This is a genomic window from Stenotrophomonas sp. HMWF003, from assembly GCF_003061285.1.
Lineage (GTDB): Bacteria > Pseudomonadota > Gammaproteobacteria > Xanthomonadales > Xanthomonadaceae > Stenotrophomonas > Stenotrophomonas maltophilia_AP.
This window is the reverse complement of the sequence record NZ_QAIW01000324.1, coordinates 1-4,057: the sequence shown is the minus strand read 5'-3', so window position 1 is coordinate 4,057 and position 4,057 is coordinate 1. Positions and strand designations below refer to the sequence as shown.

The following is a 4,057-nucleotide window of genomic DNA, read 5'->3' as shown; positions in this document are numbered from 1 at the left end:
CGTCGGCGCTGTCGGTGATGGCCCTGTCCCCGGACAATGCCGCCGCCGCCCTGCCACAGGCACCGGCCCCCTGCCCGGAACCCCCGGCCAGTGAACCGTCTGCCGCCACCGAAGGCGGAACCGATCCGGACACCAGCGCCCACGGCGTGACCCTGCGCCTGCGCCGCACCGCCTGGGTGGCGGTAGTGCCGCTGTGGCCGGCCGATGCGCTGCGCTGGCAGCGGATGGAACCGTCGCTGCGGCTCAACCCCGGCCACGCCCCTCCCCACGCCTGATCCAGCTGCCACGCACCGCGTGGTGGCCCGGCCCTGGCTGCGCGTCGCGCAGCCAGCGGCCACGCCTGTGTGTCCTGCCTGCATGCACCGCCGGTCGCCCCGTCCGATCGCTGCATGCCTCTGCTGCCCTACCTTCGCCCTTCTGGACTGTCCTCCATGATCAAGAGCCGCAAGCACTCTCCCTCTTCGCGCAGCGCCGCCTGCCTGGCCACCGCCGGGCTGGTCACCGGCCTGGGCCTGGCCGCACTGCCGGTCGCAGCCCTTGCCCAGTCCAGCAACGCCACACCACAGACCCTGGACCAGGTGCACGTGCTCGGGGTGCGCGGCTACAAGGCCGACAAGGTCGCCTCGCCCAAGTTCACCCAGTCGCTGCAGGACACGCCGCAGACCATCCAGGTGATCACCGCCGATCTGTTCAACCAGCAGGGCGCCACCACGCTGACCGACGCACTGCGCAACAGCCCTGGCGTGGGGACGTTCTATGTCGGCGAGAACGGCAACACCACTACCGGCGACAGCATCTTCATGCGCGGCTTCGACACGTCGAGCAGCATCTTCGTTGATGGCGTGCGCGACATCGGTTCGATCTCGCGCGATGTGTTCAATACCGAACAGGTGGAAGTGGCCAAGGGACCGGCCGGTACCGACAACGGCCGTTCCGCCCCCACGGGCGCGATCAACATGGTGAGCAAGCAGGCCACCCTGCATGACGCAGTGTCCGGCACCGTCTCGGCGGGGACCGACAGCCAGGCGCGTACCACCGCCGACTGGAACCAGACCCTGGGCGCGACCAGCGCGCTGCGGCTCAATGCCATGTGGCAGGACAACGACCAGCCGGGCCGCGACCATGTCAACAACAGCCGCTGGGGCATCGCCCCGTCGCTTGCCTTCGGCCTGGGCACCGCCACGCGCTACTACCTCAACCTGCTTTATGTGGAACAGGACAACGTGCCCGACGGCGGCGTCCCCACGCTCGGCCTGCCGGGCTGGACGCCGCAGCCTACGCTGGAACAGCTGGCCGGCCACCCGGTGGACCCGGAAAACTTCTACGGTACCCGTGCCGACCACGACGATGTCACCGCGAAGATGGCCACGTTCCGCATCGAGCACGACCTCAACGACAACGTCCGCCTGACCAACACCGCGCGCTGGGGCCGCACCGACCAGGACTACATGCTGACCGCCTTCATGGGCACCGGCACCCGCGGTGCCAATGGCGCGGCGACCGGCAACATCCGCTACACCTCCGCCGCCGACCTGGGCAGCTACACCCTCGCGCGCAGCCTGCCGACCTTCAAGGACCAGCAGAACACCATCCTTACCGACCAGCTCAACCTGCGCGCCGACTTCGCCACCGGTACGGTCGAGCACAACCTGAGCACCGGCCTGGAGTTCACCCGCGAAGAACTGAAAAGTTTCGGGCAGGCTGCCACCGGCGGCAGCGTGTGGTCAGCGGCCAACCTGTACGCACCGGACTGGAACGCCACCGGCCTGACCTGGGCACACAACGGCGCCGACAGCCATGGCAAGACCACCACGTCGTCGGCGTACCTGTTCGACACGCTCAACATCGGCGAGAGCTTCCTGCTCACCGCCGGCCTGCGTGCAGATCACTACAAGACCGAGTACCAGAGCGCGTCGGTCTGCGGGGGGCGCGGGCCGGCCTGTGGCAGCAATCCAGTCGGCACGGTGATCCCCAATCCGTCGCTGGCGCATTCGGACACCCTGCTCAACTGGAAAGTGGGGGCGGTGTACAAGGTCGATGACCTGGTCAGCCTGTATGCCAACTACGCCATCTCGCAGCAGCCCCCCGGTGGCAGCAATTTCCAGCTGAGCGCCTCGGCCAGCAGCGCCGACAATCCCAGCCTGGACCCGCAGAAGGCAAAGACGTTCGAGGTGGGCACCAAGTGGAGCTTCCTGGGCGACGCACTGGCCTTGAACGTGGCGCTGTTCAAGACCGAGGTCAGCAACGAGATCAACACCCAGGTGCTCGATGACGCCGGCAACCCGACCCAGACCGGCAAGAAGTCGGTACAGGGCATCGAGGTGTCCACGGTGGGCCGCATCACCGACAACTGGTCGGTGAGCGCCGGCTACAGCCACCTCGATACCGACGTGGAGGAAGGCGCCAACGTTGCCGCCGACGGCACCCGCAACCTGACCTACACGCCGGGCGACACCTTCACCAGCTGGACCAGCTACACCTTCCCGTTCGGCCTGACCCTCGGCGGTGGCGCACGGTATGCGGGCCAGATGCATCGCGGTACCGATGGCGCAGTGGGCACCCCGGCATTCACCAAGTCCTACACGGTCTACGACGCGGTGGCCTCGTACACCATCAACCCGCACCTGGTGGTGCGCTTGAACGCCTACAACCTGTTCGACAAGCAGTACGTGGCTGCGATCAACAAGAGCGGGTACCGTTACACCCCGGGCGCGCCGCGCTCGTTCCTGCTCAGCGCCGACTACCGCTTCTGATGCGTGGGCGGCGCGGGCAGCCCCCGCGCCGCGTAGAGGATCCCGCCATGCTGCTGCATGTTCCCAACGTACTTTCCGCCGATGAACTGGCCCATCTGCAGCGCGCGCTTGCGGCGGCGGACTGGGCCGATGGCCGCGAAACCGTGGGCGCGCAGGGCGCGCAGGTCAAACGCAACCAGCAGCTACCCGATGCCTCGCCCCTGAAGGCCGAGCTGGGGCGGGTGGTGCTGGCGGCGCTGGAACGGCACCCGCTGTTCTTCGCCGCAGCACTGCCGCTGCGGATCCTGCCACCGCGCTTCAACCGCTACCAGGGCGGTGGCGAATACGGCCTGCATGTCGACGGGGCGGTGATGATCACCAGCCACGGTGAGCAGCGCTCCCACCTCCGCTCGGATGTGTCCTGCACCCTGTTCCTGAGCCCGCCGGAGGCCTATGACGGCGGCGAACTGGTGGTCAGCGATACCTATGGCGAGCACGAGGTGAAGCTGCCTGCCGGCGACCTGGTGGTCTACCCATCCAGCAGCCTGCACCGGGTCAACGCGGTGACACGCGGTGCCCGGCTTGCCTCGTTCTTCTGGGTACAGAGCATGGTCCGCGACGACAGCGCACGGCGCATGCTGCTGGAAATGGACAGCGCCATCGAGATGCTGCGCACCAGCGGTGCCGACGCGGCCGCCGTGCTGCAGCTCACCGGCGTGTATCACAACCTGCTGCGCCGCTGGAGCGAGGTCTGATCGTACCGGCCGTTGGTGCAACGCCACGGCATCGCCCTTAATCGCAAATCATTCCCATTTGCACCCGGGAACGTATCTCACTACAATCCCGGCGCGTTGCGTCCCGAAGCTCCGGGCCGCCGTAGACTGGACACGCCCCCCTTGCGCCACCCGCACCGCCACCGCAGCTTCGCCCCCGCCATGCGCGGGCAGCGTCCGGCGTTGGCGAGCGTGCTGGCCTGGCTGGCCCTGCTGGCGATGCTGTTCACCGGTTTGCCGGTGCTGGAACACGCCGTGCCTGGCAGCACCGCCGTGGTGCTGCAGATGCCGGTGGAAGAACGCCCCGCCCGCGGCGGCGAAACCGCACCGCAGGAAGACGCACCGGCCAAACTGCGCCGGGTGGCCAGCGCGCGGGCGGCAAACACGCCGCTGCCGCCGCTGCCCGAACCGATGGATGCACTGGGTGCGCTGATGGCCACCCTGATCGCGTTGCCGCCGCAGGTATCGCCATCCGTTGATTCGGCGCCGGCCACGCCGCTGCCGTCGGCCCCGGGGCTGCGCGTACAGCGCGGCCAGGCGCCACCGCAGGGC

General features: G+C 68.4%; 3 protein-coding genes and 1 pseudogene. All 4 read left to right on the top strand.

Translation table 11 applies throughout. The annotated features are described in order from the left end of the window. Positions 1-275, top strand: a pseudogene (locus tag DBR34_RS13140) (hypothetical protein); the annotation flags it as partial. A gap of 156 nt (positions 276-431) precedes the next feature. Beyond that, a complete protein-coding gene (locus DBR34_RS13135; RefSeq protein WP_258223902.1) occupies positions 432-2,753 on the top strand; it encodes a catecholate siderophore receptor Fiu in 2,322 nt (773 codons plus the stop codon). A 47-nt stretch (positions 2,754-2,800) separates the two neighbouring features. Next, entirely contained in the window at positions 2,801-3,487 is a 687-nt protein-coding gene (locus DBR34_RS13130) for a Fe2+-dependent dioxygenase (RefSeq protein ID WP_128097117.1), read from the top strand. Between the two features lie 141 nt (positions 3,488-3,628). Beyond that, a partial coding sequence (locus DBR34_RS13125) for a hypothetical protein (protein WP_258223901.1) occupies positions 3,629-4,057 on the top strand: 429 nt, incomplete at its 3' end.

Excerpts from the sequence above, each read along its gene's own strand:
- DBR34_RS13135 (WP_258223902.1), top strand. The coding sequence starts at position 432 with ATGATCAAGAGCCGCAAGCACTCTCCCTCTTCGCGCAGCGCCGCCTGC.
- DBR34_RS13130 (WP_128097117.1), top strand. The coding sequence starts at position 2,801 with ATGCTGCTGCATGTTCCCAACGTACTTTCCGCCGATGAACTGGCCCAT.